23 protein-coding genes and 4 pseudogenes are annotated in these 25,238 nt (G+C 69.2%); 13 read left to right on the plus strand and 14 right to left on the minus strand.

Annotated features, from left to right (window positions below):
* The first annotated feature begins 19 nt into the window (after window positions 1–19).
* Window positions 20–253, plus strand: a complete 234-nt coding sequence (locus FRANEAN1_RS23205; RefSeq protein WP_041254651.1) for a GntR family transcriptional regulator — start codon at window positions 20–22, stop codon at window positions 251–253.
* Between the two features lie 3 nt (window positions 254–256).
* Here the strand turns inward: FRANEAN1_RS23205 and FRANEAN1_RS39480 are convergent.
* From FRANEAN1_RS39480 to FRANEAN1_RS37375, 3 genes and pseudogenes are all read right to left on the minus strand, one after another.
* Window positions 257–349, minus strand: a pseudogene (locus tag FRANEAN1_RS39480) (helix-turn-helix domain-containing protein); the annotation flags it as partial.
* Between the two features lie 184 nt (window positions 350–533).
* A complete protein-coding gene (locus FRANEAN1_RS23210) occupies window positions 534–989 on the minus strand; it encodes a hypothetical protein (protein WP_020462249.1) in 456 nt (151 codons plus the stop codon).
* A complete protein-coding gene (locus FRANEAN1_RS37375; protein WP_020462250.1) occupies window positions 982–1,545 on the minus strand; it encodes a hypothetical protein in 564 nt (187 codons plus the stop codon). Before FRANEAN1_RS37375 ends, FRANEAN1_RS23210 begins: the two co-directional genes overlap by 8 nt.
* A gap of 457 nt (window positions 1,546–2,002) precedes the next feature.
* On the opposite strand from FRANEAN1_RS37375, the gene fxsT reads away from it, so the two are divergent.
* Together fxsT and FRANEAN1_RS23225 are read left to right on the plus strand one after the other, a co-directional pair.
* Window positions 2,003–4,072, plus strand: a complete 2,070-nt coding sequence (fxsT, locus tag FRANEAN1_RS23220) for an FxSxx-COOH system tetratricopeptide repeat protein (RefSeq protein ID WP_157472766.1) — start codon at window positions 2,003–2,005, stop codon at window positions 4,070–4,072.
* 398 nt (window positions 4,073–4,470) lie between these two features.
* Window positions 4,471–4,971, plus strand: coding sequence for a hypothetical protein (locus FRANEAN1_RS23225; protein ID WP_020462252.1), 501 nt, complete (start codon window positions 4,471–4,473; stop codon window positions 4,969–4,971).
* 44 nt (window positions 4,972–5,015) lie between these two features.
* Here FRANEAN1_RS23225 and FRANEAN1_RS23230 read toward each other — a convergent pair whose 3' ends face one another.
* Window positions 5,016–5,585: a recombinase family protein gene (locus FRANEAN1_RS23230; protein ID WP_020462253.1), complete on the minus strand. Its 570-nt coding sequence runs from the start codon at window positions 5,583–5,585 to the stop codon at window positions 5,016–5,018.
* Window positions 5,586–5,944: 359 nt separating this feature from the next.
* The gene (locus FRANEAN1_RS23235; RefSeq protein ID WP_020462254.1) at window positions 5,945–6,883 is read right to left on the minus strand and encodes an AraC family transcriptional regulator; all 939 of its coding nucleotides are present in this window, start codon (window positions 6,881–6,883) and stop codon (window positions 5,945–5,947) included.
* A 138-nt stretch (window positions 6,884–7,021) separates the two neighbouring features.
* Here FRANEAN1_RS23235 and FRANEAN1_RS23240 point away from each other — a divergent pair, with 138 nt between their 5' ends.
* Entirely contained in the window at window positions 7,022–7,948 is a 927-nt protein-coding gene (locus tag FRANEAN1_RS23240) for an NAD-dependent epimerase/dehydratase family protein (RefSeq protein WP_020462255.1), read from the plus strand.
* Window positions 7,949–8,437: 489 nt separating this feature from the next.
* Entirely contained in the window at window positions 8,438–9,388 is a 951-nt protein-coding gene (locus FRANEAN1_RS23245; protein WP_020462256.1) for an alpha/beta hydrolase, read from the plus strand.
* 100 nt (window positions 9,389–9,488) lie between these two features.
* Here FRANEAN1_RS23245 and FRANEAN1_RS41455 read toward each other — a convergent pair.
* Both FRANEAN1_RS41455 and FRANEAN1_RS23250 read right to left on the minus strand, forming a co-directional pair.
* Window positions 9,489–9,638 (minus strand): annotated as a pseudogene (locus tag FRANEAN1_RS41455) (IS3 family transposase); the annotation flags it as partial.
* Window positions 9,639–9,762: 124 nt separating this feature from the next.
* Entirely contained in the window at window positions 9,763–10,206 is a 444-nt protein-coding gene (locus FRANEAN1_RS23250) for a helix-turn-helix domain-containing protein (RefSeq protein ID WP_020462258.1), read from the minus strand.
* A 123-nt stretch (window positions 10,207–10,329) separates the two neighbouring features.
* Between FRANEAN1_RS23250 and FRANEAN1_RS23255 the strand changes: the two genes are divergently transcribed.
* Window positions 10,330–11,247, plus strand: a complete 918-nt coding sequence (locus tag FRANEAN1_RS23255; RefSeq protein WP_020462259.1) for an NADP-dependent oxidoreductase — start codon at window positions 10,330–10,332, stop codon at window positions 11,245–11,247.
* Window positions 11,248–11,523: 276 nt separating this feature from the next.
* On the opposite strand, the gene FRANEAN1_RS23260 is transcribed toward FRANEAN1_RS23255, so the two are convergent.
* From FRANEAN1_RS23260 to FRANEAN1_RS23280, 5 genes and pseudogenes are all read right to left on the minus strand, one after another.
* Window positions 11,524–12,372, minus strand: a complete 849-nt coding sequence (locus tag FRANEAN1_RS23260; RefSeq protein ID WP_020462260.1) for an IS630 family transposase — start codon at window positions 12,370–12,372, stop codon at window positions 11,524–11,526.
* 24 nt (window positions 12,373–12,396) lie between these two features.
* Window positions 12,397–12,726, minus strand: a complete 330-nt coding sequence (locus FRANEAN1_RS23265) for a hypothetical protein (protein ID WP_020462261.1) — start codon at window positions 12,724–12,726, stop codon at window positions 12,397–12,399.
* A 375-nt stretch (window positions 12,727–13,101) separates the two neighbouring features.
* Window positions 13,102–13,664, minus strand: a pseudogene (locus tag FRANEAN1_RS23270) (recombinase family protein); the annotation flags it as partial.
* A 146-nt stretch (window positions 13,665–13,810) separates the two neighbouring features.
* Window positions 13,811–15,094 (minus strand): MFS transporter, encoded by a 1,284-nt coding sequence (locus FRANEAN1_RS23275; protein ID WP_347176722.1) that lies wholly within the window; start codon window positions 15,092–15,094, stop codon window positions 13,811–13,813.
* A 218-nt stretch (window positions 15,095–15,312) separates the two neighbouring features.
* The gene (locus tag FRANEAN1_RS23280; protein WP_020462263.1) at window positions 15,313–17,829 is read right to left on the minus strand and encodes a Tn3 family transposase; all 2,517 of its coding nucleotides are present in this window, start codon (window positions 17,827–17,829) and stop codon (window positions 15,313–15,315) included.
* 116 nt (window positions 17,830–17,945) lie between these two features.
* On the opposite strand from FRANEAN1_RS23280, the gene FRANEAN1_RS23285 reads away from it, so the two are divergent.
* Together FRANEAN1_RS23285 and FRANEAN1_RS23290 are read left to right on the plus strand one after the other, a co-directional pair.
* The gene (locus FRANEAN1_RS23285) at window positions 17,946–18,377 is read left to right on the plus strand and encodes a hypothetical protein (RefSeq protein WP_020462264.1); all 432 of its coding nucleotides are present in this window, start codon (window positions 17,946–17,948) and stop codon (window positions 18,375–18,377) included.
* A 41-nt stretch (window positions 18,378–18,418) separates the two neighbouring features.
* On the plus strand, window positions 18,419–18,811 hold the full coding sequence (locus tag FRANEAN1_RS23290) for an FCD domain-containing protein (protein ID WP_020462265.1): 393 nt from the start codon (window positions 18,419–18,421) through the stop codon (window positions 18,809–18,811).
* A gap of 13 nt (window positions 18,812–18,824) precedes the next feature.
* Here FRANEAN1_RS23290 and FRANEAN1_RS23295 read toward each other — a convergent pair whose 3' ends face one another.
* Window positions 18,825–19,832 carry an LLM class flavin-dependent oxidoreductase gene (locus FRANEAN1_RS23295; RefSeq protein ID WP_020462266.1) on the minus strand — a complete coding sequence of 336 codons (1,008 nt, stop codon included), beginning with the start codon at window positions 19,830–19,832 and terminating at the stop codon, window positions 18,825–18,827.
* A gap of 510 nt (window positions 19,833–20,342) precedes the next feature.
* Between FRANEAN1_RS23295 and FRANEAN1_RS23300 the strand changes: the two genes are divergently transcribed.
* Window positions 20,343–21,032 (plus strand): carboxymuconolactone decarboxylase family protein, encoded by a 690-nt coding sequence (locus tag FRANEAN1_RS23300; protein WP_020462267.1) that lies wholly within the window; start codon window positions 20,343–20,345, stop codon window positions 21,030–21,032.
* A gap of 392 nt (window positions 21,033–21,424) precedes the next feature.
* Window positions 21,425–22,204 carry a GntR family transcriptional regulator gene (locus FRANEAN1_RS23305; RefSeq protein ID WP_020462268.1) on the plus strand — a complete coding sequence of 260 codons (780 nt, stop codon included), beginning with the start codon at window positions 21,425–21,427 and terminating at the stop codon, window positions 22,202–22,204.
* Window positions 22,205–22,260: 56 nt separating this feature from the next.
* Here the strand turns inward: FRANEAN1_RS23305 and FRANEAN1_RS23310 are convergent, their stop codons facing one another.
* Window positions 22,261–22,980, minus strand: a complete 720-nt coding sequence (locus FRANEAN1_RS23310) for an enoyl-CoA hydratase-related protein (RefSeq protein ID WP_020462269.1) — start codon at window positions 22,978–22,980, stop codon at window positions 22,261–22,263.
* A gap of 323 nt (window positions 22,981–23,303) precedes the next feature.
* Between FRANEAN1_RS23310 and FRANEAN1_RS23315 the strand changes: the two genes are divergently transcribed.
* From FRANEAN1_RS23315 to FRANEAN1_RS23325, 3 genes and pseudogenes are all read left to right on the plus strand, one after another.
* On the plus strand, window positions 23,304–24,098 hold the full coding sequence (locus FRANEAN1_RS23315; protein ID WP_198145353.1) for a hotdog domain-containing protein: 795 nt from the start codon (window positions 23,304–23,306) through the stop codon (window positions 24,096–24,098).
* Window positions 24,099–24,416: 318 nt separating this feature from the next.
* A pseudogene (locus FRANEAN1_RS23320) lies at window positions 24,417–24,725 on the plus strand (cytochrome P450); the annotation flags it as partial.
* A gap of 43 nt (window positions 24,726–24,768) precedes the next feature.
* Window positions 24,769–25,140: a hypothetical protein gene (locus FRANEAN1_RS23325; protein WP_020462272.1), complete on the plus strand. Its 372-nt coding sequence runs from the start codon at window positions 24,769–24,771 to the stop codon at window positions 25,138–25,140.
* The last annotated feature ends 98 nt before the right edge of the window (window positions 25,141–25,238 follow it).

Below are 25,238 nucleotides of genomic sequence, written 5' to 3' on the forward strand. Positions count from 1 at the left end.
GCGGCGTCCCCTTCGACGTGTGGAACGACCCGCTTCCCTGGACCACGAACGCGAGTTCCGTCTCAAGGACGAGGCGGCCGACTTCATCCGGGAGGCGATCGTCTCGGGCGGTCTGCCGCCACGCAGCAAGATCGATCAGGACGAGGTCGCCGACGCGCTCAGGATCAGTCGCGCGCCGGTCCGCGAGGCCCTCATCAAACTCGCGCAGAAGGGCTTTGTGGACGGGGTGAGGCGCAGATTTCCGCAGGATTGAACGCTAAGGATTGATCTTGCGGGTGGCGCGTTCGAGGACCCGGTAGACGGTCGCCCGGGAGACGGAGAGCAGTTCGGCGAGCTCGGCGATGGTGTGCGTACCCGCGCCGGTCGGCGCGGTCCCTCATCCCCGGATCCCGATCCTGACGCCCGCGTCGTCGGCGTAGAACGGCGCCGGTGCCGCACTGGCCAGCGCTTGGGCGGACCGGCCCGGCCGGCCCGTCGACGAGCGGGTCACCGGCCGGACCGGTCCGCACCCGCACGAGGTTTCGTGACGGGCGCTACCCATCGTCGTGCCGGCGGTCGACGCGGTGTCCCTCCAGCGCGTCGATGACACGGCCGCCGGCGTCCCAGGACCGGTGCATCTGGTCGTAGATCTCGCCTACCTGGTCATGGCGGGCCTGGCTGAGCCGGGCCAGCTCGGCGGTGATCCGCTTGTCGTTCCGGTCGCACTCGGCAGAGAGCTCGTCCACGCGCCGGCGGGCAGCGGCGATCTTCCCGGCGTCGCCGTCGCGCTGCGCCCGGGTCAGCCGGCCCTTCGCCGCACTCCACCGCCGGTGCGCCGCGGTCTGCTCGGCGACCAGCTCGTCCCGGCGGATGGCGACGACAGCGTTCTCCGCCGCGTTCACCGCGAACAGATCGTTGAGCGTGCCCCGCTCGGCGTCAGCGACGTCGATGAACGCGTCGATGTCGGGCAGGCCCGTGCGACGGTCGTCGTCCCGGTCCGCATCACTCATCACGGCCCGCCTCACCACCGGTGAGAGCGGCGTCGGTGTCCGCGTGCAGGCGTGAGGAGTGTCGGTAGCGCTGTTGGGCGGTCTGGGGGGAGGCGAGGCCGAGCGCGTCGGCGATCTCCGTCCAGGGCAGGCGGCGGCGGTCGTCGGCCTCGGTGCGGGCCAGTTCCACGAGCCGTTCCTCGAGCTGCGCGAGGTCGAGGCGGGCCTGGTCGATCTGGCGCAGCGCGTCGGCCAGGTCGGCGGCTGTCGGGCGGGGCCGGTCGTCGTCGGGGCCGCGGTAGGGCATGGCGGCGCCGCGGGTCGCAGCCATTAGTTCCTGGGCGCTGAGCCGGGGGCCGTTCGGGTCGCCAGCCCACTGCCGTTCGTCGGCGGAGCCGAACCATGCCTGCAGACGCAGCGCGGCCGCGGACCGCTGGCGGGCGGCATCGATGAGGGCTGTCCACCGGGCCACGTGGGCTGGACGGTCGGCGGGGGGCAGCGCCTCGTAGACGGGTCGGAAGTTGGCCAGGCGCTCGGGCAGGCCGTCGTCGACGGCGGCCGAGTTGTCAGTGGTCACCCTGCCAGATCAACATCACATTGATGCAAGTCAACAGCTAGTTGATGCTCTCGCGGGTCCCTCGCGCCCGAGAAGCCTCCCCTCCCAGGCCCGATCGGCCGCGCTGGCCGGGCCAGCACTGACGCCAGGTGATCTGGTCAGGAAGCGCCGGCGCCGTCCCCAGCTGTCCAGGACGCCGGTCGCGTCAGCCCCGCGGGCAGCCGCGTATCTCCGTTCCCCAACGCGGTATTCACCTGTGCCTGTACCTGTACCAGCCTCCGCGCGCCGGGTCACCGGTGGCCGGGGGCTGACGCCCGGTAATTTCCCTGCATCCCGGGCCTGAGCCGCGCCTACCCCCGCTTCAAGATCGACTGCAAGAGGCGTCAGGGGCTGTTCCGGTTCCCGGGAGCGGCGCGGTCCGGGCCGGGATGCGGTGGGTAACGGGCTGGTGTGCCGGGGTGGTCGATGATGGACGGTTATGGGGGCGGTGCGGCGGCATCTGGTGCCGGCAGGGGTCACGGTGGTCGCGCTGGTGGTGACGGTGGTGCTGGTGCGCCGGTACGACTGGGAACCGGCCGGCACGATACTGGCGGTGATCACACCGGCGTTGACGATCGCGCTGCTGGCCTACGGGACGCCGCTGGTGTTCACCCGCCCGCCGTCCCCCGAACCCGACCCGGCAGGCGCGGGCCCACCGCCGCGGGTGGACGGCCCGCCGGTCGGGGCTCTGCCGGCACGGAACCGGCTGTTCACCGGCCGGGCGGGGCAGCTGGAACGGATCCGCCGGCAACTTCAGGCCGGTCCGGTCGCGGTCACCGCCCTACACGGGATGGGCGGGGTCGGGAAGACCCAGCTCGCGCTCGAGTACGCCCACCGCCACACCGGCGACTACACCCTGATCTGGTGGATCGACGCCGAACAGACCACACTGCTCGCCGAGAAGATCGCCACGTTGGCCAGGCCACTGGGCCTACCCACCACCACCGTTCCCGAGACCGCGTCAGGGGTGCTGGCAGCACTCGCCCGCCGGCCGGGGTGGCTGGTGGTGTTCGACAACGCCGAGCACCCCACCGCGCTGGCCCCCTGGCTGCCCACCGGCCCCGGCCACGTGCTGATCACCTCACGCAACCCGGCCTGGGAGCATCTGGCCGCCACCGTCGACGTCGACCTGCTCCCCCGCCCCGAGTCCGTCGCGCTCCTCACCCACCAGCTCCCCGGCCTGGACCCGGCCGTCGCCGGCGCGCTCGCCGACGAACTCGGGGACCTGCCACTCGCCCTCGCCCAAGCCGGCGCCTACCTGGCCCGCACCCGCACCCCTCCACGCGACTACCTCGCCCAGTTCCGGGCGCGGCGCGCCGAATACCTGGCCACCGGAGACCCCCCGCTCTACGCCGGCCGTCTCGACACCTGCTGGTCACTCTCCCTGCAACGCCTGGCCGCCGACGCCCCCGCTGCGGTCTGGCTGCTCCAGGCCTGCGCGCTGCTCGCCCCCGACCCGATCCCGCTGGCGCTGTTCCCCACCCTGCCCCTCCGGCGGCGCCGCTGGTGGCACCGCCGACACCCGCCGGCAGCCGGCCAGGATGTGCGGGAGGCGGTCGCCGCGGCCGCGGACTACTCCCTGCTCCGCCACCACGACAGCGACGGCACGCTCACCGTGCACCGTCTCGTCCAAGCCGTCATCGCCGGCCAGCTCACCGACGCCCAGCGCCGCACCCTCACCGACACCACCACCCGGCTCCTCACCGCCGCCACCCCCACCCACCAGGCGGACGATCCCCGCAGCTGGCCGGCCTGGACCGCCCTCGGCCCCCACCTCCTGCACGCCCACAGCCAGCTGACCGGCCCCGACGACCCCCACCACCTCCGCACCACTACCGACCAGTTCTGCTACCAGCTCTACGCCCGCGGTGACTACACCGCCGCCAACACCCTCGCCCTACGCCTACACCGCGACGCCCTCCACCACCACAGCCCCGACCACCCCACCACCCTCGCCGCCGCCCACACCCTCGCCACCACCTACAACGCCCTCGGACACCACCAGGCCGCCCGACAGCTGGCCCAGGACACGTTGGCCCGCCAGCGGCGGGTCCTCGGCGACAACCACCCCCGCACCCTGACCTCAGCTAACAACCTCGCCGCCCAGATGTACGCGATGGGGGAGCACCAGGCCGCCCGACAGCTGGCCCAGGACACGTTGGCCCGCCAGCGGCGGGTCCTCGGCAACGACCACCCCCGCACCCTGACCTCAGCTAACAACCTCGCCACCTACCTGTCCGCGATGGGGGAGCACCAGGCCGCCCGTCAGCTGGACGAGGACACGTTGGCCCGCCGGCGGCGGGTCCTCGGCGACAACCACCCCAACACTCTGACCTCGGCGGGCAACCTCGCCGGCCGGCTGGGCGTGCTGGGGGAGCACCAGGCAGCCCGACAGCTGGCCCAGGACACGTTGGCCCGCCAGCGGCGGGTCCTCGGCGACAACCACCCCAACACACAGCAGACCGAGCGGCTTGTCAGCTGGATCGACGAGCAGGCTTCCCGCGGGTAGATCGCCAGGGCCGATTACTGGAGTCCCGTATTCGGTCATTAACGGGACGGGCGACGATCAAGGTCAGGACGTGTGAATGTCCGAACTCGCGTGCATGGCTGAGCTGGGCGTCTGTGCCGGTGTGCAGGCGAGTTCAGTCCCGCGTGATGGGTCGGAGCCGACACCGTCTGCACTACGGTCAGCCTCGACCATGATCGTGTGTGCGGGTGGGAGTTTCCAGTTGGCCGAAGCCCGGTGGTTGAGCATGGGGTACTGACCGCTTCCGGCGCGATGTGGGACACCGCAGCGCGCCAGGCTGAGGCGATCGGCGTCGGCGGTGCTCTTGAAGGCACGGCGAGGATGAGTGACGATCTTCATGTCGGGTCTGTGCTGAACGTCTATCACTCCGGGGAGGACCCATGGCCTGGAACCACATGCAGGTGCAGATCGACCATGTCTGGGGGCCGGTAGACGTGATTGTTGGCCTTGGGAGCATGAGCCGTCAGGAGGCGACGGACGCGGTCCAGGAGATCCTCGACCGTCTGGTGGAGATCAGCCCGGAAACGGCGCGGGTCGCCGCGGAGACCTGGAGACGAGGAACCTACCTTGAAGTCGGGAGACGAGGACTCCCGGTCAAGGAGGTCTATGCCTGGTACGGCGACGATGTGGACTTGGGCTGGGCGTCGACCTCATGGCAGATCTACGAGTACCCCGACGGCGAAGACCCGGGCCGTGCAGCAGCAGCGCTGTTCGACGACTCGCTCCTGACGGACAGCGAAGAAGGAGACGGCCACATGGTCTTCGTGCATCGCTCCCTCGGGATAGAGGACCAGGTGGAGAAGATCCCGACCCTCGAATGGCTCCGAGAGCAGGAGCCCTCCACCTGGAAGGGAGGGCCGCCATGGCCATTTCGTAACTGACAGGCCAAACTGATCATTCTCGGTATGGGAGTCGCCGGGTCGGTTCAGCTGGTGGCGCCTGCGACGGCTGTGGTCCGTAGGTAGGTGTAGACGGTTTCGCGGCTGATGCCGAACGCGCGGGCCAGGTCGGACTTGCGCTCGCCGGCGGCGGCGCGTTCACGGAGCTGGTCGGCCTGGTCGGGGGTGAGGGCGGGTGTGCGGCCGGTGTAGACGCCGCGCTGGCGGGCGGCGGCGATGCCTTCGCGTTGGCGTTCGAGGATCAAAGCGCGTTCGAACTCGGCGAAGGCTCCCATGACGGAGAGCAGCAGCATTGCCATGGGTGAGTCCTCGCCGGTGAAGGCGAGGCTCTCTTTGACGAACTCGACCCGGACGCCTTTGCCGGTGAGGGTCCGGACGAGGCGGCGGAGGTCGTCGAGGTTGCGGGCGAGGCGGTCCATGGAGTGCACGAGCACGGTGTCGCCGTCGCGGACGAACGCGAGCAGCTCGTCGAGCTTCGGCCGGTCGCTGTCCTTCCCGGACGCCTTGTCGGTGAAGACCCGCTCGACGTCGACCCCGTCAAGTTGCCGCACCGTGTTCTGGTCGACGCTGCTGACCCTGACGTAACCGACCCGCATCCGCCCCGGCCCCCTCCGCACCCGGAAATGTCAGGTTGGACTTTAAGAACCTGCCGGACAGGTGTCAAGAAACACGCCGAAGGACTCTAACCTGACGTCTTTCCGGCCAGTTGATCGTGTGGTGTTGGGGTGTACCCCAAACGACACTGTGGGGCGACACGAACAAGATCGATTCAGGTGTCGGCCTGCCACGCCCGCAACGCGGCAACCACCGCCACCGTGTTCGGGTGTTCGTCGCCGAGCAGCCGCGCGCAGTCGGTGGCCACCCGTTCCAGGATGGAAAGGGAGCTCGGCGACGGCCGGCCACACTCCGGAGCCGTCGGGGAAGTGAATCCCGATGCGATTGCGGGCCCCATCAGTCACTTCTCGGATAGATCTTGACCAGGCTGTCCTTGGCGTCGGTACCTGCCGGGTGCGGCGCCGAATTCACGTTTGAACGCCTTGGCGAACGCGAATTCCGAGCGGTAGCCACAACGTTCGGCGACCGCGCTCAGTGGGGCCTTGGACTCGCGCAGCAGTCGCGCGGCAGTCGTCATCCGCCACCACGTCAGGTACGCCAGTGGGGGCTGACCGACGGTGCTGGCGAACCGTTTGGCGAAGGCCGCGCGTGACAGTCCGGCCTCCCTGGCCAGATCCTCGACGCTCCACGGGCGCCCGGGGTGGCGATGGATGTGGTGCAGCGCCGTTGAGATCGCCGGGTCGTTCAGTGCCATGACCCAGCCGGTCAGGGCATGTCCGGACTGTTCTTCGAGCCAGGCGCGCAGGACGTAGAGCAGCAGCATGTCGATGAGCGCGGGCACGATGGCCTCCGTACCGGCGCGGGGCTGTCGCAGTTCGTTGCCCAGGAGATCGACGGCGGCACGAAGATCGGAGTGGTGCCCGACGCGGGCGGGTAGGTGGACGACCTGGGGCAGGCCGTGGAGCAGCGGGTGCGGGCGGGCCTGGTCGAAACTGTAGGAGGCACACAGCATTTCCGTGGTGGCGCCCGAGCCGGGGATGGTCATCTCCCTGATGGTCGACTCGTCGCCGCGCTTGGGGTGGTAGTCGATTGTGGGGCTGCCGGGCTGGTCGACGATGGCGTGCGCGTCTCCGTGTGGTGTGAACACCACGTCGCCGACGCCGAGTGCCAGCGGGGCGCCGTGCTGGGGGATCAGCCAGCACGAGCCTTGCAGAACCACGTGGCACGCCGCCGCGTCCCCGGCTGGGAAGAGCACCCCCCAGGGGGCCCGGCACCTGGTCTTCCCCGCGTATGGCTGCCCGGTGCGCATGGCGGAGAGCAGGTCGCTGAGCAGGTCCATGCTCAGACCCTATCTGCAGCCTGCATAGATGATTGGACATGAATTGTAGACAGCAAGCTATTCACTGTCTTCAGCGGGAAACGTACGGTCGAAGTCCAGGCCGACCGCGGATCGCCCGCGCCTCACGATCGGATCTCGATGTCACTCCACGTTGTCGTCGGAGCCAGCCACTCCGGAACAGCCACCGCGCGCCTGCTCGCCGAGTCCGGTGACCGGGTGCGCATACTCAGCCGGCGCGGCGGCGGGCCAGAGCACCCGCTGATCGAACGGATCGCCGCGGACGCCAGCGATGCCGCCCTCCTGACCAGGCTGACCCAGGGCGCCGCCACGCTCTTCAACTGCGCATCGCCGGCCTACAACAGATTGCCGACAGAGACTCCGGCGTTGGCAGCCGCACTGCTGGCCGCGGCCGAACGCAGCGGCGCGCGCTACGTCAACCTCAGCAACATCTACGGGTACGGCCCCGTCGTCGGGGCGATGACCGAGGACCTTCCCCTGGCGCCGACCACCATCAAGGGCCGGGTTCGGGCACAGATGTGGCAGGACGCCATCACCGCCCACGAGCAGGGGCGGATCCGTTTCGCCGAGGTGCGACCCGGCGACTTCATCGGTCCCGGAGCGGTGTCGATGTTCAACCTGATGGTCGCGCCGTCCGTTCTGGCCGGAAATCCCGTTCACATCCCAGCAGACCTGGACGCGGCGCACAGCTGGTCCTATCCCGGCGACGTGGCCCGCATGCTCGTCGCCGTCAGCAGAAACGACCAGGCCTGGGGGCAGGCCTGGCACGTGCCCCCCATCTCCGACGGCTCGGTACGCGAGATAGCGGTGCGATTCGCCGACCTGACCGGCTCACCCGTCCCCCACCTGGTCAACATGTCACCGCTCGACCTGCACAACCTGGCCAGCTCCGATCCGATCATGGCGGAGGTTCCGGAGATGCAGTACCTCTACCAGCGGCCCGCCGTCCTAGACGCCACGCTGGCCACACGGACCTTCGATCTCAAGCCGACCCCCCTCGACGACGTCCTGATCGAAACCGCCAATGCCATGACGAGATCTGCGTAGCGAGTCGCGGCCACGGGTGCGGCACTCGTCCGGCCTCGGCTGTGGCGCTCCTGTAGCGCCCGCCAGTCCAAAGAACGATAGTCACTCCCGTCATCCAGGCGCGGAGTACACGGCTCGCTCGCGCCTGCAAATAGCCCGGCCCGTACATGCTCCAAGACAGTTGCTCTCAACCCGCGGTTATGTGCCAAATATCGTTCGATCGAGCCAATGTGTGATAGTTGAACCGCCCGAAGAGCCAGGATATAGAAACGCTGCCAGCAGTCCTATACACCTCACCCCTCACCTCGCCTCCTCCACAATAGCCAAGCCGGCAGATCTCATACACGGCAGCAATGCCGGTTCTTGTGGGAATTCGGATGCCACGGAGCAGGCGCGCCCGTTGAGACAGGTGCGATGTCAGCGTTTCCAGCAGCGGGCGTCTTCACCAGACCCATGCTTTCTTCGACACCAACGTCGGCTGGGCATAGGCCCACCCATGGAAGGAACCACATGACGTTCGCGCTCGATCCCCAGCTCGCAGCGGTCATAGGGCCGTTCCTGGCCGCCGTGCCAGAGGTCGAGCCCCCGCCGGCGGGTGACTGGAAGGCACGGCGAGTGAGTGTTGAAGCCGCGCTGGCACAAATGATCGCCGCCTTGCCTGCGCCCGAGGACGTGGCGACCACAGATTACGAGATCAACTCCCACGATGGCGCTATCATCGCCCTGCGTTGGTATACCGCGCGTGAATCGATGCCCGGAACTGCCGTCCTCTATTTCCATGGCGGCGGAATGATCCTCGGTAGTGTCGGGCTCTACGATCCGTGGGTCGCCCGATACGTGTCAGCAACCGGTGTCCCAATGCTGTCGGTCGAGTACCGCCTCGCCCCCGAGCACCCCCATCCCACGCCGGTAGAGGACTGTTACGCCGCGCTGCGGTGGTTGGCTGACCACGCGGTCGAGCTCGGGGTCGACCCAGCACGGATCGCGGTCATGGGCGATAGCGGAGGCGGTGGACTGGCCGCTGCGGTGGCCCTTCTGGCACGCGACCGAGGCGGCCCCGCGCTGGCCCGACAGATTCTGATCTACCCTATGCTCGACGACCGCAACACGACGCCCGACCCCGCGATCGCACCGTTCGCGGGCTGGAACTACGACGACAACATCACCGGATGGGGCGCACTGCTCGGCATGGCGCGCGGCGGGCCCGACGTCCCACCGTACGCGGCGCCGGCCCGAGCAGACGACCTCACCGGTCTGCCACCGGCCTACGTCGAAGTGGGCGAGCTCGACATCTTCCGTGACGAGAGCATCGAGTATGCACGTCGACTCGCGATGGCCGGTGTTTCCATCGAGTTGCACGTGCACCCCGGGGCGCCCCACGGGTTCGACGCGTTGGGACCGGAGACCGATATCGGGCAGCGCGCCACCGCCGACCGCGTCAGAGTCCTGACCGGTCTCTGAACAAGCCAGAAATCTGAACAAGCCAGGAACTCAACCTTGGATATTCAGCCTGAGGTGCTGCCCATTCCTCGGACACCGACGTAGACGGACTATACCAGCTTTATGCTGCTTCCTTCGTTTCGGTCTGGGTCGCGTGGTATGCGCGCTCGCTGTGTTCTGGGGTGCGGTAGCCGAGAGTGGAGTGGAGTCGCTGCCGGTTGTAGAAGACCTCGATGTACTCGGCGATCGCGGTACGCGCGGCGCGGCGGGATCGTGGGGCACGAACCGTCAGCCCGGGCCGGGGGGCCGGCAAGACCGGCCTGTCAGACGCCGATGGTCTGGTGAGGATCCAGGGGGGTTGATACGACGGCCTCCGCTGTGCTGATGGTCGGTGTTCAGGCGACGCGGGTGTCGTACTCCTCGCGGTTGGCGAGCACCTCGTCCATGTGTGCCTCGGCCCAATCCTTGATGCCGTGCATCATGTGGTGGAGCGAGAGACCCAGGTCGGTCAGCTCGTAGGTGACGGTGACCGGCACGGTCGCCGTCACGGTGCGGGTGACCAGGCCGTCGCGCTCGAGGGAACGCAGTGTCTGGGTGAGCATCTTCTGGCTGACCCCGGCCAGCCGGCGGGCCAACTCCGAGTAGCGCATCGCTCGCGGCTCGCCGACATGGTTGCTGCCGGGGGCGTGCGGGCCGTCGCTGCCGAGAGCCGCCAGGACCAGCGTCACCCACTTGTCGGAGATCCGGTCGAGTAGCTGGCGGCTGGGGCAGCGTGCCAGGAACGCGTCGTAGTCTGCCTGCGCCTGTGCCCGCTTCTGGGCTGCCGTCAGTGTTGGCATCGACTGCTCCTTCCTACCGGGCGGTGCCCTACGCACTGTGAGGTGCGTACTTCCTCGTGGAGAGTTACCCCTCAATAGTGATGTGGGATGGCCGTCGAACACAAGCCCACAGGGAGCGAACCCATGAGCATGTCCACCTTCCGCACCGCTGTCGTGCGCACCCCGGGCGGACCCGGCTCGATCGAGATCATTGACGTTCCCGTTGCCGAGCCCGGGCCCGGCGAGGTCCGGGTCGAGATCACCGCTGCGCCGGTCAACCCCGTCGACCTCGGGGTCGCGGGCGGCTTCTTCCACACCATGGGGCTGATCAACCAGCCGGAGCGTACCGGCCTGGGTTGGGACTTCGCCGGCATCGTCGTAGCCACCGGCCGCGGCGTGGACCTGGCTGTCGGTACCCGGGTCGCCGGTCTGGTGGTTGGGTTCGACCGCGACTTCGGCACCTACGCCGAGCAGCTCGTCGTGCCGGCCGCCGACCTCGCCGTCGTGCCCGACGGGCTGGACCTGGTTGCGGCGTCGACGGTGCCGCTCAACGGGCTGGCGGCGGCGCAGATCGTCGACCTGCTCGGCGACGCACCCACCGGCGGTAACCGGCTGCTGGTGACCGGGGCGGCCGGCGCGGTCGGGGGGTACGTCGCCTCGCTCGCGCAGGACCGCGGCTGGCGGGTGACCGGCCTGGCCCGAGCCGAGGACGAGGAGTTCGTCCGCAGCCTCGGCGCCGGTTTCACCACACACGCCGAGTCGGGCTGGGACGCGGTCGCCGACGGTGCCGTCCTGCAGGAGCAGGGTCTCGCCCTGGTCCGCGACGGCGGGGCGTTCGTCGGCGTCCGGCCGAACGCCATGCCGGCCACGGAGCGCGGGATCACCGTAGCCGTCGTGGGAACGCACCCCGACGGCCCGCGATTGGGCGACCTGCTCGCCCGCACCGCGTCCGGTGAACTACCGGCCCGAGTGCACGCGGTCGTGCCGCTGGATCAGGTCGCCGACGCCCACCGGGCCATGGCGAAGGGTGGGGTGCGCGGTCGCTACGTGCTCCAGCCCTGATCAGCAACTTCCAGTTCGACGATCCGACCGGTCACGTCATCGGGCTGATCACCCGCCTGTACCTGTAGCCGGGCAAGTTCCTGGCTGGACGCGCCACGTGGTGCCCAGCCAGGAACGCCAAACTTCATCAACCCGACCGCGTGCAGGGAACTACGGACATCCGTGCAGCCGACTTCGGACATCGACACCAGACGGGGCCGAGAGCGCCGAAAACCGTCCCACAAACTAGTAGATTGTAAACCAAAATTCTTTCCGATGATACATAACTAAATGTCGTCACAAGTTGTTGGTGAGCAGCTTCCTGAATTCCCGGTGGAGTACCTCCACCTTGGCTACGATCTCTTCTGCGGTGGCTGTCCAATGGAGCTCCGCACCGCCGTATTCCGCGATGACCTGGTCCATGAACGTGAGGAAATCGGCCCTGGTGTGGCTGGGGAAGCACCTGGCGGTGACCCGCCCCGTCCCGACGTCGAGGGCGGCGAACAGGTCGGTCGTGCCCTTCCGCTGGTAGTCGTGCGTGCGGGTGGCGACCCGGCCGGTGGCGACCGGCCGCGGTGGCTGCGTCCGGTCGCGTGCCTGCACCCCAGGCTTTTCGTCGATCGACAGGACCTCGGCGCCCTCGGGGGGATCAAGGTAGAGGCCGACGACGTCCTCCACCTTGGCCTCGAAATCCGGGTCCGCCGAGAGCTTGAAGACTCGGTGCCGGTGCGGCTGGAGATTGTTCTCCCGCCACAGCTGGGCCACGAAGGTGTGCGAGACCGACACTCCTTCGCGGCGCTTCAGGTACCGCGCCATCTCGGTGCTCGTCCAGTGGCTCAGTCCGGTCTCCGGTGGAGGAGTGGTCCTGGTCAACGCCAGGATCCGCGCCCGTACCCGCCCCGGGACCTCCCGTGGCCGCCCCGGGGACACCCGGCTCAGCAAGCCGTCCGGCCCCTCCTCGTCATAGCGCGACAGCCACAGTCGCACGGTAGGCTTCGACGCGCCCGCCTTCTCGGCTATTTCCCGCACTGAGAATCCTTCGTCCCGCCATAGCACCATACGGGCGCGGGCAGCCGCAGACCTGTCGTACCCACCACCTCCAGCCAAGGACTCGAGAATATTGCGTTGATTATCAGTTAGGATCATGTGTCCAATTTACCCACACTTTTTCTAGCCTAACAGTGTCACTGGAACGAGCATTTGTTTACGCCGCACTAGCGTGTTGGGGACAGTCCGGTAGAAGAAGGCGCCGTGCTCGTCCGTGTGGATCGACTCCGGCCACGTCTGGGCTTCGAACCTCTCGAACAGCCCGGCGTCGCCTGACGCCATGACGCGCGCGCCGTCGCCGGCCCAGATCACCACAAAGTGCACCGTGCCGCACTCACACATCGCGCAAAAGGCGAGTTCTTGTGCAGCCTCGATGGCCTTGTCATCGAGAACCTGGGGGTAGTGGATCACATGTCCATGGCTGCACGCTGTCAGCGTCGACAGTTCTGACATGGTGAAGATCGTATGCGGCGGACTGGGGCTCTTACGGCCACCCCACGGCCGCCTCCGGGCTTGAGCAGCAACCGAACGGTCAGTGGCGTTAGCGGGCCCGTTCCAGCGCGTAGTCGTTGGCGACCCGGTAGATGTGGAACCTGGCCTCGCGCAGGGGCTCGAGAACGTCGTCGATGGTCTGGCCCTGCTTGGCGCACTGGCAGCGCCAGAAAGAGGCAACGAAGGTCGTCTGCCTCTGCGGCTGGCTGTTGCCGGTCGCGGGTGTCAGGTGTCGTCCCGCGCTGGAATGCGAGTAAGCAGTTGATCGTAGGGCTCTACCGTGGGCGTAGGTCGGGTGTCAGCGGGCAGCGTGGCGACGGCGGCCTGCAGTCCGGCCTTGCCCAGCGTGCGGTACACGGTGGCCCGGGAGACGCTGAACAGCTCGCCGAGGTCAGAGATCATGTACTCGCCGGTGGCGTGCATCCGGCGCAGCTCCCGCTGCTGCTTGGCGGACAGCTTGGGCTGCTTGCCGCGCAGCTTCCCGCGGGCGCGGGCGACCGCCATGCCCTCGCGGGTGCGCATCCGCAGCAGGTCGACCTCGAACTCGGCGAACGTGGCGAGGATGTTGAAGAACATCTTGCCCATCGGGTCGGTCGGGTCGTAGACGGTGCCACCGAGCGAGAGTCGAACGCCACGGGTGGCCAGGGAGTCGGCGATGTCGCGGGCGTCGGGCACCGAGCGGGCGAGCCGGTCAGTTTTGGAACCATGAGCGTGTCGCCGGCTCGGACGGCGGCGAGGGCCTGGTCGAGGCCGGGCCGGGCGCGTGTCGTGCCGGTCAGGCCGCGGTCGAGGTAGATCCGGTCGGCGGGGACACCGAGCTCGGCGAGCCGATCGCGTTGCGCGGTGAGGTCCTGGGCGTCGGTGGAGCAGCGGGCATAGCCGATCAGGGTCACGGTCACCCCGGCAGCGTACGGATAGCCCCCGACAACTGAGACAACGTCCGGACGGGTCTTATGAGACGCAGCCTTGCCTGCTCGGGGCTGGGCGCCGGCGACCTTGTCGGGTGTTCGTTGGGGGTTCCCCTAACGAACAACAGGCGGCGGGCCTATGGGGATGTCTGGATGGCTTCGCGTGATCTCACAGCTGGGGGCTCAGGCTCGGCGGGTTCGCCGATGCGATGGTCGGGCTGGGTGGGGGCTCGGTAGCGCCAGTAGGTGGGGAAGGCCAGGACGGTGGCGAGCATCGCCGCAACGGCAAGGAGGCCGCCGCCGCTGATAGCCCAGGTGGTGCCGAGTGCGGCGCCGGCCGTGCCGTGGGCGATGTAGGCCAGCTGCGGGCCGCCGGCGGCGACGATGACGTCGATGCCCTGCATCCGCCCACGCATCTCGTCGGTGACCGCTTCCTGTAGGACGGTTCTGCGGAACACGCTCAGCACGATGACGGCGGCGCCCGCGAGTACAAGGAACAGTGCGGCCAGGATCAGGCTGCGGGAGAACCCGAACGCTGTGATCGCCAGCCCCCATGTGCATACCGCCGCGGCTACCACCGCGCCGTGGCGGCGGATGCCGGTGAAGGTCCCGGACAGCACGGCGGCGCACAGCGCGCCGGCGGGGATGGCGGCGTAGAGAACGCCGATGGCGAACCCCCCACCGGGTGGATCATCGAAGGTCTCGTGGGCTACCTGCGGGAACAGCGCCACGGGGTTGGCGAACAGCATGGCGATGAGGTCCGCGAGGTAGGTGACCAGCAGGATCCTGCGCTTCGTCAGGTATCTCAGGCCCGCCGCGATCTCCCGTAGGCCGGCGCGGCGCGTCCCCTCATGCAGCGGTGGCAGCGGTGGCAGTTTCCATACCGCCCACAGCGTCGCGCACAGTGCTGTGGCGTCGATGAGGTAGAGCGTCCCGATCCCGATCACGGGTAGCAGCGCGCCCGCGAGCAGCGGCCCGACGATCCCGCCGAAATAGACGACGGATGACTGCAGCGTGTTCGCGGCCGGAAAAAGCTCGGTCGGGACCAGTCGGGGAACGACCGCGCCCCGCACGGACGTGTTCGCGCCGAACAGGCCCTGCTGCACCGCGACGAGGCCCAGCAGGACCGCAACCGAATGCAGTCCGACGACCGCTTGGACCCACAGCACGGTCGAGGTGAGCGCGATGCCGATGTTGGTGACCAGCATCATCCGGCGCCGGTCGACGACGTCGGCGACCGCGCCACCCCACAGCCCGCAGATCACCAGCGGGCCGAGGCCAGCCAACCCGGCCAGCCCGACGTAGGTCGACGACCCGGTGATCTCGTAGATCTGCAACGGCACTGCGACCGCGGTGAGCGCACTGCCCACCGCCGTGACGACCGTGGACCCCCACAGCCGCGCATACGGCCTGACTCTCAACGGGCGAATGTCGACCATCAGTCGCATTCGCCCACTTCTGAACACCATCCGTCATCTTCGCCGCCAGGGGGTCTGCAGCCCTGCCCGGGACCTGCTCGCGGTGGCGCCCGCACCGTGGACGATCGGCGGTATCGGGCCGTGAGAAGGCGGTGCCACCACCGACGGATCCGGGGCTCAGCGGCCGGCCCGCCTCGCCGAGACCTCCTGGTCATCGTGGCTCACTGCTCGTCGGTGTCGGTGGGGTTCCGTAGCGGGCGTAGGTCTCCGGCCAGACCGGGCCGGACGAACGGGTACGAGCCGTGGAAGTTGATGTGCTCGAAGACCAGGGGGCTCAGCCGGGATCGGATCTCGGCGGACAGGGTCATCCCGCCGGCTTCGAGGGCTGTGACGGCGGCGTCGATGTACCAGGTGTTCCACAGGACCACGCAGTTCAGGGCGAGTCCGAGCACGCCGATCTGGTCTTCCATGCCGGTCTGGTACCGCTGGCGGAGCTCGCCGCGGTTCCCGAAGAAGATCCGCCGGGCGAGGCTGTGTCGGCCTTCGGTGATGTTCTGCTGAGCGCTGATCATCCGCCGGTAGGACTCGTCGTGCAGGACCTGGAGCACGTGGAGGGTCTTGAACAGCCGGCCGTAGGCGACGAAGGCGTTGCCGAGCCCGGTCGGGTTGCCCTCGCGGGTGAGCATGCGGATCATGTCGTGGGCGCGGACCTCCCCGGTGATCAGGGAGCCGGCGACGCGGAGCATGTCCTGCCAGTGCTCGACGATCCGGGCCAGGTTGACCGTGTGCCCGGACACCGTGTTGAGCGGCCCGTAGTCGGCGTCGGTGCGGGTGCGCCACAGTCGGGTGTCGGCGAGGTCGGCGATCCGCGGGGAGAACTGGTAGCCGCTGATCGCGAACAGGCCGAAAACAAGATCCGAATACGACCCGGTATCGGTGGTGATGATCTCCGGGGGTTCGTCGACGTCGAGGTTGTGCAGGGCATCGAGGATGTGCAGGCTGTCGCGCGGGGTGCCGGGCACGACCAGGCCCCCGAGGCCCATCACCTTGTCGGAGACAACGTTGAGCCAGGTCGCGCCGGCGCGGCGTTTCGAGCCGGCGAAGTACTTCGCGCTGGGCCGGGCGGCGATCGACCGGACCGGGACGACGAACCGCATCCGGTCGGCGCCGGCGACCAGACCGCCACCCCAATCGAAGTCGGCGGGGCGGGCATCGGAACCGGAGATGTGGGTGAACGCGCCCGGTAGGCCGGTGCGCTCGAAGACCTCCAGCAGAAGCTCCGCGTAGTCGACACGGGGCAGCAGCGCGGCCACGGCGTCGCGGGCCGCCTCCATCCCGGCAGGGTCGGGGGCGGCGGCAAGCCGGTCCAGGCGGATCCGCCCGCCCTCGATCTGCACGGCGCTGTTCGTCGGCAGGCCGGCGGAGACCTGGCGGTAGGCGGCGTCGAGGTCACAGACGAGTTCGGCGAGATGGTCGGTGGGCTGCTCCGGCAGTCCGAGAGCGGACAGCCCCCGGGGGCGGGCCTGCTCCCAGGCGTCGCCGTCGAGGAGACGGGCGCGGGGATCACCCCAGCGGTCCGCGCCCAGGGCGTAGACGTCCTTGCGGCGCAGCGCCCGGTGCAGATGTTCGAGCACGCAGAACACGTAGGCATGCTTGTCGATCAGCGGTGCGGACAGCTGCGGGTTGGCGTACACCAGCCGCCGCCACGAGCCGGTCACCAGCCCGGCGTGCTCCCCGATGTGCGCCGCCTCCGGGGCGCGCCGTGCCTTGACCCGCGGAAGGTCCCGCAGCGCCGCCACGATCGGTGCGCCGGCCGGCGTCGCACCCCAGGCGATCGTCTCGGCCAGCAGCTCCAGGAACCCCGTCACCGTGGCGTAGCGGGTGACCAGCTCGGTGCGCCAGTCCGCGTCGTCGTCCTCGGCCTCGTCGGGCAGATACTCCGCCACCGTCACCAGCGCCGCCTGCAACTTCTCCCGCGGCACGACCTGCTCGATCGCGGTCCACATCTCCGCCACGGTCATCACCTGCCCGTCCCGAGCCTGCGGCACGTCGAGCAGCACAGTGATTGCGGCCGCGACCCGTCCGGCGGCCTGACGGAAGCGGGGCAGCGTCTTGAGCCGCTTGGTGCCGCTGACCCGTTCGGCGCGGGCCAGCAGCTTCGTCGCCATCAGGATGTCGAACAGCAGCAGCGCGTCGTCGACCGAGACGGCTTCCAGATGACGCACCGTGGCCAGCACGGTCGCGACCTTCCGATCATCGTGCAGGCCCCGGATCGTCGTGGCCTTCGTGACCATCCCGTAGGCGGCGAGCTCGGCGAGTTTCACCGGCGGCACCGCCGCCACCTCCACCCCGCCGGTCCCCACCGCCCACACCGACGACACCCGGTCCAACGCCCCGACCAGGCCCCGCCCGGACACCGCGGTCACTGTCGTGCGCATCTCCTCCAACGTCGAGTAGCCCTTCAGACAGCCCGGGTCCACCACCCCGACCTGCTCGGCCATGAACGCCGCGACCACCGCGGGCACCTCAGCAGGATCCGTCAGGAACGTCCCCACCATCCGCACCGTCGCCCACTGCACCGACCAGCCCAGCCGGTTGGCCTCCCGCCGCTTCGACGCGACCAGCGCCAGCGTGGCGCGGTCCATCCGCAGGGACTGCTCCAACTCCCCCGGTGAGGGATCCCGGGCGAACCCCCCGTACCGGCGGACCTGCTCCTCGGAGAGGTACTCGATCGCCATAGCCACCGAACGTAACGATCTGCCACCATTTAAGTAAGCGCACAGTTCGCCTTGGTTACCAGCGACACGGATAGACCACACATATCTACGTTCCGCGTGCAGGGGAGTGTCATTCGGTGGAGGGCAACGACCACGTCGACCTGCCCGCACCCCCCACGAGCCGGATCCCCCGAGCCAGCGGACGCACCCGCCGGCCGGCCAGCGCCGCCGTCGTCGAACAAATCCGTGACGTCCTCGCGCACCTGCGCCGACCCGACCCCACCCCCAGGCCCACCTACCGCTACCTCACCGTCCGCGGCCTCAGCGGCGACCCACGCACCCAGACCCGGCTACGCGCCCGCATCCTCGTCGCCCACCGCCGCGCCGCCGCCGGTGCGCCCCAGACCTACCAGCCCGAACCCGACACCCTCACCCTCGGCATCGCCGGCGACGACGCCACCGAACGCATCACCACCCTCGCCGCCGAGCTCCAACGCATCCGCCGACGCCGCGACTGGACCATCACCATCCACCCCGACAGCACGGACGAACCCAAGATCAATCCTTAGCGTTCAATCCTGCCGAAATCTGCGCCTCACCCCTGGACGCCGTGCCCCGGCGCGGCGCGTTCGTCGCCGAGGTGACCGTCGAGGACATCGAGGACCACTACGAGGTCGTCGCGCTGGTGTCCGGGATGACGACACGGCGCGCGGTCCGCAAGCTCACGCCGCTGGAGACCGAGGAACTGGCGCGACTGCACCGTGAGATCACCACGACCGAGGACGAGGCCCGCCGCAGGAGCCTCGACCGCCGGTTCTTCCAGATCATCGCCACCGCCGGAAAGTCACCACGGCTCGACGCGATCCAGGCGGATGATGTCGTGACGGCGGCGCGGACCAGCGAGGAGCACGTGCGCTCCTGCGCTGCTGTCACCGTGGAGCACCTGCGGACCCGCGGCTACCTGCCACCAGCGCCGGCGGCTTCGCCCGCCGCCAGCCCCTGACCTTGCCGTACGGCTATCCCGAAGGGCTGGCGGCGGCGAAGGCGCGCAGCTCGCGGGCGACGTCCGGGCCAGCGGGCGTGTACATGACCTCGCGGAACCCCGCCTCGGCGAGCCTGCCGAGCTTCCGTCCGACGCTGACGGAATCACCGACCAGGGTGCCGACGTAGACATCGCCGGCCATGGTGTCGACGTCGATGTGCTCCAGCAGGGGCCGGTCACGCTCGGAGAGGTGGGTGACATGGCCCTCGAAGGTGAGCAGGTGGCGCTCCTCCTCGGAGGCCAGGCCCTCGAGGGCCTTCCGCCACTGCGAGCCACCGGGCAGGGCGTCCACCCCGGCCGCCCCACGGACGGCATAGGTGGTGTGCCAGCCGACGACCTGCCACGGGCCGATCGCCTCCCGTACGCGGCTGGAGCTCGGGTCCTCGCCGGGGTCCAGCACGGTGCCCGAGACCATCGTCGCGGTCGGCAGCGTCGGGTGGGGCGGCCCGATCGTGCCGTCAGCCACCTCGGGGGCGCGCTTGTTGCCGCGCGGGCCGAGGACGCTGAGCCACAGCGGCACCTGGACCGGCCGGGCGGCGGTCAGGCCGGGCCAGTGCAGCATCCGGGCCGCCTCGCCGTCGAGCACGATCGTCTCGCCGGCAAGCAGCTTGCGGACCGACGCGGCATAGTCGAACAGCGCGTCCAGCGGCATCGCACGCTGCCCGATCGTCATGCGTGCCGTGTAGCCGGTACCGAAGCAGGCCCGGAAGCGGCCGCCGGACAGCCGGGCGATGGTGGCGATGCCGGAGGCCATCGTCATGACGGACCGCTGGGTCGGGATCAGGACGGCGGTGGCGAGACCGATCCGGGTCGTCCGGGTGGCGGCGAGCGCCAGGTGCGCGAACGGGTCCTCCCACAGCGGCGCCGAATCGAAGATCCACACCCGCGCGTACCCGAGCTCTTCGGCGAGCACGGCGAGGTCGGCGAAGTCCGGGCCCGGCGGGAGCCCGCACGATAACTCAAAATCGTTCGCGTCGGTCATGGAACCTTTTCTACCAGGCAATCAAGCGTGGCGGCACCGCAATCGGAACCGACCCCCTGGTATCAACATCGACGCAAACCCCTGTTTCGACATTCTCACTGAATCATTCGAGCGTCAAGGCCGCCATCGCGAACTCGCCTCCGGACCGAGCGGGCAGGTGCCGTCGGGCGGGCCCTCCCCCGGTTTCCGTGGACTCGCAATTCATCAGTCGGCTAAGGTACCGCCAACTGACTGGCGGCACAGGACGGACATGGTCACCACCCAGGCGAGTCCCCTGGTCACGCTCGTTCGCGGGCGCCAGGCCGGGCCGCCCGAATTGTGGCGCGACCGCCGCTCTGCTTGACTCCGAGCCATCCAACATGCTAATCGGCCGGTGAAACGATAGTAGTCGCAGGCAGACAGCGCGTCTCTGGTAATGCCGAGCTATGGACGTCCCCGAATCCGCACTGTTAGCTGCGGAAGCGATAACGGACGTTGCCCCTCGCAAACGCCTAGCCCTGAGGAGCCCCGATGGCGACCGGACCAGGAGCCGAGCACCCGGAATCACGCGACTCGTCCCCGGCAACGCCTGCGCCGGCGCCGGCGCCGGCGCCCAGGCTGGCACCACTGCCGTTCGAGAAGTGGGACGACGAGACCAGGTCCATCCTCCTGCGCTACCTGCGGCGGCCCGAGCTCTACCTGTCGGGCGCCCCGGACGCCCCCCCGATGCCGAAGGCGCTCGGGCTGTTCGCCCACCACGTCCAGCTGAGCGAGACCTTCCTCGCGTTCACCGATCTGTTCGCCGGCGAGCACGCCACGCTTGACCCTCGGCACCGCGAGCTTCTCATCCTGCGGGTAGCGTGGCGCACCCGCTCCGGCTACGAGTGGGCCCAGCACACCCGGATCGGGATGCAGGCCGGTCTCACCACCGAGCAGCTCTACGCCATCCCGCACGGAGCCGAGGCCGAGGTGTGGACGCCGGTCGAGCGTGCCCTGCTGGCTGCGACCGACCAGATGATCGACCAGTCGCGCGTCGGCGACGACACCTGGCAGCTGCTGGCCTCCCATTTCGATGCGGGGCAGCTGCTCGAGCTGTCCTTCGTCGTCGGCGGCTACCTCTGTCTCGCGGCGGTCCTCAACAGCGTCGGCCTGCAGCCGGACCCGCCGACCGAACCGGTCGACGCACCGACGCTCCCTGCAGAGCGTGACCCGTCCGCCTGACAGCGGCGCAATCGTAGGACATCCCGTACGCGCCGCGAACGAGCGACTCGTGTGACGGTCCGAGCCTCACACGGCGGCGTGCCTGACGGGCGTCGCCTGTCATCGACCTCGACCGCGGTCGTCAACCTCCTGGTGCCTCTCTCCATCAGAACCGGGCCATCGGCGAGTCATGATCATTACGACGTCGACAGCTCGTCAACATCGTTGATTATCTTGAGTATGGATGGACCAGCCAGGCGCCGCGCCGCGGCCAGCAGGACGAGCCAGCCGAGCACTCCGAAATATCTAGACTAATCATGGGCCACAGTCGAGTGACCGCGCGCAGCTTTCAGCGCCATATCGTCGCGTCCCGGTAGGCTGGACAGACCGCAAACACTCAGAGAAGGTCGATCATGGTGGCCGAGCCGGGGAAAGCACGGAATCGCGACCGGGCCACACTGCGCGAAAAGCCCCAGCGCATCGCCGACGAGATTCGGCAGCTCATCGTCGAGGGCGATCTTTCCGAGGGCGAGTCACTCGGCCACGAGCCGGATCTGGTCGAGCGGTTCAGGGTCTCCCGCCCGTCCCTGCGCGAAGCCCTGCGCATACTCGAGACCGAGGGCCTGATCTCGGTCAAGCGCGGCGTTCTCGGCGGCGTCGTCGTCCACCGGCCGGACCAGCGGATGACGGCCCGCACCGCGGCGCTCGTGCTCCAGGCCCGCAATGTGCCGCTCGCGGATGTCCACGCCGCCCGCAGCCTGCTCGAACCGGTCGCCGTACGGCTCGTCGCCGCGTCAGGGGATCACCGCTCGGCGGCCGCCGAGCTGCGGCGGCTCACCGCCGAACAGCTCGAGGTGATCGACGACCCCGAGGCGTTCGGAAACGCCAACTCGCGCTTTCACGCCCGGCTCGTCGAACTGGCGGGGAATCAGACACTGGGCATTGTCGCCGAAATGCTCAATGAGATCGTCGCCCGAGCCGTCGCCGCGGTCAGCCAGCCCGAGGACGGGAAAGAAACCACCGAGACACGCCTGCGAGGGCTCCGTTCCCAGGCCCGGCTGGCGACACTCGTCGAGGCGGGCGACGCCACCGCCGCCGAGGAACACTGGAAAGAGCACATGACGGTCGTGGGAAAAGTGATCCTCACCCAGGGAGCCAAAACAGTCATCGATCTGATGCAGCATCAGTACTGAGGCGACATCAGCGCTGGGACGGCGTCGGCGCTGAGGCTGTCCGGAGCCCCGGGCGGTCAGTGTCCCTCGAAGACGGGCGGGCGGTGCTCGGCGTAGGCCGTAAGTGCCTCCCGCATATCCCTGGTGTGGACGTTCACCGTCTGTGCCAGCGCCTCGACCTCGAGGGCCTGGGCCAGTGACGACGTCCCGGCGGCGGCCAGCTCACGCTTGGTCATGGACAGGGCCACCGGCGGCCCGGCCGCGATGGTGCCGGCGATCTCGCGAACCGCGGCGTCGAGCCCCGCCGCGGGCACGACCGCGTTCACGAAGCCGATCTCGGCCGCCTGCGCCCCGCTGAGCATCCTCGCGGTGTAGACGAGCTCCTTCGCCCGGTGCACGCCGATCCGCTGGCGAAGCAGCCAGGACGTGCCGAAGTCGAGGCTGAGTCCGCGCCGGGCGAAGATCAGCGAGAACCGTGCCGTGTCCGCGCACCAGGTGAGGTCGGCGGCCAGCGCGAGGCCCAGGCCGGCACCGACGCAGAGCCCGTCGACCTTGGCCACGACCGGCACGGGACAGTCGTGAACCGCCAGCACCACGTCGGCCAGCACCCGCATGTTGTCGAGGTTGTGCGACGGTGCCCCGCTCCCGTTCGAGGAGCTCTCGCCGCGGGTGCCGCCGAGGTCGGCGCCCGTGCAGGCGTTCCTCGACTCCGGCCGGTCGATCGTGACGGTCACGACGAACCCGTCGCGGGCCGCCCGGATGTTCGGGTGGTAGGACGGCACAACCTCTTGCGTCATGACTATATATCTAGAGATATTGGACGCCTACGTCAACCGGACAACCCGCGCGCGGGCCGGAACCGTGCCCGTGCAGGCCCGCCGCCGCGCGGCCGGCCGCGTCACGCAGGGCCGCGGTGGTCAGCGAGCGGCCGTCCCGGCTCATCGAGAAGATCCGCTCAGCACCCGAACTGCCACTACCCGCGGCCCCGGGCCTGACCTTCCACTGCGACGGCACAACCAACCCACTCGTACCCGCCGCCTGCACCCGAGGCGGACTGATGGACGTCCACCGGCCGCGCGGCCAGGGGGCCGCGCGGCCAAGGCAGCGAAGGGGCGATCTCGTGAGCACCGTCGGCAATGGTGGCAAGGTGGACGATGTGCGGCACATCGTCATGGAGCTCGGCCTGGGCTTCTCGGTCGACGGTGGCGTCGCCACCGGGCGCGCCGACGTGTTCGGCGAGCTGTGCGTCCCCGGCGCGACCGCCCTGCGGACGTCCGTGCTGGCGATCTGGGCCGACGTCGTCGCAGGCGTGCTCGCCCTGAACCTGACCGCACCGCGGCCGGCCCTGACCCTCGACCTCGACGTGCAGGTCGTCGAGCCGGCCGAGATCGGCGACACGATCTCCCTCGAGGCGAGAACCGTCAAGGCCGGCCGGACGGTCGTCGTCTGCGAGACACGGTTCCGCAACGAGACCTCAGGGGCCCTGACCGCCGTCTGTCACACGTCGTTCGTCACCTCCCCGAACCCCGATCACGTCTTTTTCCACGGTGCCCTGGCCGGGCTGCCCGAGGGGCCCTTCCGGCTGCCGGTTCCCCTCGCCGAGCGGGCCGGCAGCGTCATCGTGGCTCCCGGCACCATCGAGGTGCCCCGCCGGGCCGACAGCCTCAACACGGGCGGCGCCATCCAGGGCGGCCTCGTCGCGCTCGCCGCCGAGGAGGCAGCGACCTCATCCGCCCAGGGGCCGACGGTGCTGACCTCGCTCGGCATTCGTTACCTACGGCCGTTCTCGGTCGGACCGGCACGCGCGGTGGCCGACCGGCACGGCGAGGTGTGCCTGGTGCGCCTCACCGACGCCGGGACCGGGAAGCTGGGCGCCGTCGCGACGGCCCGGCTCGCCGACGCCAAACCGCGGTAGCCGTCCCGACCGGCGACAACAGGTCCGACCAACGACGACAGGCCTGACCGACACCCGGCGCGACTGACCGGCGGCGGGCGCCTGACCTGCGAACGAATCCAACAACCGCAAAAGAACTAGATATTTTGCTACTCTGCCGGTCGTGCGCGACGCCCGCGGCCAAGGGCCACAACACCCACCGGGCACGGAGCGAGATTCGCCCCGGTCGTGCCACCGGAAGGACTGGTCATGGATCTCGACGAAGCGGGCAGCGTCTTCACCGACCCGACGGCGTACGCGGACGAGAAACGGTGGCACACCGCCACCGCGCTGCTGCGCCGCCACTCGCCGGTGCACCGGGTCGAGTCGGCGGGCTTCGCGCCGTTCTGGGCGGTCACCCGACACGAGGACGTCTTCACCGACCCCGAAGCGTTCGACGTCGGCCGGACCCCGAACAAGCACGTCGGCTTCGGCTTCGGCGCCCACTACTGCCTGGGCACCCACCTCGCCCGACTAGAGGGCCGCGCCCTCTACACCGAACTGGTCCCCCGGCTGCGCGAGGTCGAACTGGCCGGCACACCCGAATACATGCAGACCCTGTTCGTCGGCGGACCCAAACACCTCCCCATCCGCTACACGATCACCTAGCCCGCCGCCACGGACACCAACCCGAGCGCCTTCGGAGGCCAGGATGACCGAACCGGCGGGTGGACAACCGGAGTGGATCGTCGACGACCCCAGCGTGGTCACCCCCGAGTGGATGACCGCCGCGCTACACCGAGGCGGCACCGACACCGAGATCGTCGGGCTACGCCACGAACCCGTCGGGGGCGGCCAACTCAGCTCCAGCCACCGTTTCCACCTCGACGTCCATCCCGACAGCGCCGACCCGGCGCCCTCCTCGGTGGTCCTCAAACTGGCCGCCGGCACCCCCGAAGGCCGCGGCCAGATCGCCCCCGGCTACCGCAGCGAGGTGGGCTACTACACCAGGTTCGCCCCCACGCCCAGATCCGGGTACCACACTGCTGGAGCGCCGCCATCAACACCGACGGCCGCTCCATGATCACAAACGCGTGCGCCGCCATCCGCGACCTCGGCACCCTGGACCTGCTCACGCCGTAGCACCCTCGGACCGGGCGGGTGCGGCGAACCCGCCGCACC

Source organism: Parafrankia sp. EAN1pec (genome assembly GCF_000018005.1).
GTDB classification, from domain to species: domain Bacteria; phylum Actinomycetota; class Actinomycetes; order Frankiales; family Frankiaceae; genus Parafrankia; species Parafrankia soli.

What these genes read in the sequence shown, in the direction of transcription:
- FRANEAN1_RS23210 (WP_020462249.1), bottom strand. Translation starts at nt 989, where the DNA reads ATGAGTGATGCGGACCGGGACGACGACCGTCGCACGGGCCTGCCCGAC.
- fxsT (WP_157472766.1), top strand. Translation starts at nt 2,003, where the DNA reads ATGGGGGCGGTGCGGCGGCATCTGGTGCCGGCAGGGGTCACGGTGGTC.
- FRANEAN1_RS23225 (WP_020462252.1), top strand. Translation starts at nt 4,471, where the DNA reads ATGGCCTGGAACCACATGCAGGTGCAGATCGACCATGTCTGGGGGCCG.
- FRANEAN1_RS23230 (WP_020462253.1), bottom strand. Translation starts at nt 5,585, where the DNA reads ATGCGGGTCGGTTACGTCAGGGTCAGCAGCGTCGACCAGAACACGGTG.
- FRANEAN1_RS23235 (WP_020462254.1), bottom strand. Translation starts at nt 6,883, where the DNA reads ATGGACCTGCTCAGCGACCTGCTCTCCGCCATGCGCACCGGGCAGCCA.
- FRANEAN1_RS23240 (WP_020462255.1), top strand. Translation starts at nt 7,022, where the DNA reads ATGTCACTCCACGTTGTCGTCGGAGCCAGCCACTCCGGAACAGCCACC.
- FRANEAN1_RS23245 (WP_020462256.1), top strand. Translation starts at nt 8,438, where the DNA reads ATGACGTTCGCGCTCGATCCCCAGCTCGCAGCGGTCATAGGGCCGTTC.
- FRANEAN1_RS23250 (WP_020462258.1), bottom strand. Translation starts at nt 10,206, where the DNA reads ATGCCAACACTGACGGCAGCCCAGAAGCGGGCACAGGCGCAGGCAGAC.
- FRANEAN1_RS23255 (WP_020462259.1), top strand. Translation starts at nt 10,330, where the DNA reads ATGAGCATGTCCACCTTCCGCACCGCTGTCGTGCGCACCCCGGGCGGA.
- FRANEAN1_RS23260 (WP_020462260.1), bottom strand. Translation starts at nt 12,372, where the DNA reads ATGATCCTAACTGATAATCAACGCAATATTCTCGAGTCCTTGGCTGGA.
- FRANEAN1_RS23265 (WP_020462261.1), bottom strand. Translation starts at nt 12,726, where the DNA reads ATGTCAGAACTGTCGACGCTGACAGCGTGCAGCCATGGACATGTGATC.
- FRANEAN1_RS23280 (WP_020462263.1), bottom strand. Translation starts at nt 17,829, where the DNA reads ATGGCGATCGAGTACCTCTCCGAGGAGCAGGTCCGCCGGTACGGGGGG.
- FRANEAN1_RS23295 (WP_020462266.1), bottom strand. Translation starts at nt 19,832, where the DNA reads ATGACCGACGCGAACGATTTTGAGTTATCGTGCGGGCTCCCGCCGGGC.
- FRANEAN1_RS23300 (WP_020462267.1), top strand. Translation starts at nt 20,343, where the DNA reads ATGGCGACCGGACCAGGAGCCGAGCACCCGGAATCACGCGACTCGTCC.
- FRANEAN1_RS23305 (WP_020462268.1), top strand. Translation starts at nt 21,425, where the DNA reads ATGGTGGCCGAGCCGGGGAAAGCACGGAATCGCGACCGGGCCACACTG.
- FRANEAN1_RS23310 (WP_020462269.1), bottom strand. Translation starts at nt 22,980, where the DNA reads ATGACGCAAGAGGTTGTGCCGTCCTACCACCCGAACATCCGGGCGGCC.
- FRANEAN1_RS23325 (WP_020462272.1), top strand. Translation starts at nt 24,769, where the DNA reads ATGACCGAACCGGCGGGTGGACAACCGGAGTGGATCGTCGACGACCCC.